The sequence below is a fragment of the Rothia sp. (in: high G+C Gram-positive bacteria) genome (genome assembly GCF_030540545.1).
Classification (GTDB): domain Bacteria; phylum Actinomycetota; class Actinomycetes; order Actinomycetales; family Micrococcaceae; genus Rothia.
The window spans coordinates 1-1,549 of sequence record NZ_JAUNVZ010000026.1 but is presented as its reverse complement, the minus strand read 5'-3'; the positions used below and the strand labels follow the sequence as shown (position 1 = coordinate 1,549).

Sequence of the window (1,549 nt, the reverse complement as noted above, 5' to 3'; positions counted from 1 at the left end):
ACGGTGGGGGCTGTACGCTTGCTGGTCAGGCTGTCGGCCTGAGCAGCAAGCGCAAGGTAGTGCTGCTCCACAGCCGCAAACAGGCTGTCGGCCCGCTCTGCCTGACCAAACAAGCGACCATAAAAGCGCATCCACTCAGCACGCCCTAAGGGGGAACTCTCCATATAGTCGGCACAGGCTATTTGGGGTATGCCTAAGCGCTGCGCACGGGCACTCCCATCACCCTCAAAAGGGGAAGTCAGAAGGGCATCGGCACGGGCTGCCTGCATCAGCTCTAGGTCGGGCTGAAGGGCTGTTCCCATACTCTTCACCCCTTGACACAGGAGTTGCCTGACCTCAGGACTGACGATATAGGCCGTGTCGGTCAGGCCGGCGATAGCCCTTTCGGCATGCAGATCAAGCAGCAGAGCGGCATGTACCGAGGTGGTCAATACGGCGCGCTGCAAGGGCGTGCGGATAAGTGTGCCCTGCGGGAGATAATGGGGTAAAGGTTGTGTGCGGGGCACTAGAACATAGCGCGCCAAGACCGCACCCTCCTTCCAAGGGTCGGCAATGGTAACGCTAGTAAAGGAGTCTGTCTGCTCCATGCGGAGCAGGGTGGCGTACTTTAGCCCGGCAGCCTGTTCGGGGTCTGCCGTAGTGCGTCCACCACACCCCGTAAGGAGCGGCAGCAGTAGGAGAAGCAGTAGGACGGGAAGAGAATGAATACGTTGCATTGAGAAAAAGAAAAGGGGAAGCAGGGAGAAGCCCCGCCTCCCCGCTATGGGTGGATTCAGTAGGAATGGACTTAAATCGTTATCTCGCCCGCAATGCTGGTGTTCATCAGGCGGATAATCTCCTCGCGGCGGTAACCATGGCCAAGCAGGAACATGAGTTTGGTGAGCATTCCCTCCACGGTTGAGTCGTAGCCGTTGATGACGCCCGCCTGGAGTAACTGTAGGCCGGTCTCGTAGCGATGCATCTCGACTGCGCCCTTATAACACTGGGTGATGTTGACGATAATCATGCCGCGCTCGTTCATCTGTTTGATGCGGTCGATGAGCCAAGGCTTCTGGGGTGCATTACCCGCACCATAGGTCTTGAGCACCACGGCGCGCAGACCGGGTATGTTGAGGCAGACATCCACCACCTCCTTGCGTATACCGGGGAAGAGGGTCAAGACCATCACGTTGTTGTCCATCAGGTAGTGGGGCGTAAAGACGGCCTTGGGATGGGGATGACGGATGAGGTGACGCTCGTACTTGAGGTGTATGCCGGCGTGAGCCAGGGAAGGGAGGTTGAAGGAGCGAAAGGCATTGAAGCCCTCAGCATTAATCTTCGTCGTGCGGTTGCCGCGCATCAGTCGACTCTCAAAGAAGATGCATACTTCGGGCACCATGGGGCGTCCGTCCGTATCGCGCGCAGCGGCTATCTCTATACTCGTCAGGAGGTTTTCCTTCCCATCGGTACGGAGCTGACCGATAGGCAGCTGCGACCCGGTGATGATGACGGGCTTGTCGATGTTTTCAAGCATAAAGCTGAGCGCCGAGGCGGTGTAGGCCATGGTGTC

2 protein-coding genes are annotated in these 1,549 nt (G+C 58.0%); both read right to left on the bottom strand.

The window, feature by feature from the left end:
* Window positions 1–524 (bottom strand): ABC transporter substrate-binding protein (locus Q4P78_RS08645; RefSeq protein ID WP_303339973.1); only part of this gene is annotated, 524 nt, incomplete at its 3' end.
* A 263-nt stretch (window positions 525–787) separates the two neighbouring features.
* On the bottom strand, window positions 788–1,549 hold a 762-nt coding region (locus tag Q4P78_RS08640; protein WP_303339972.1), incomplete at its 5' end, for an asparaginase domain-containing protein.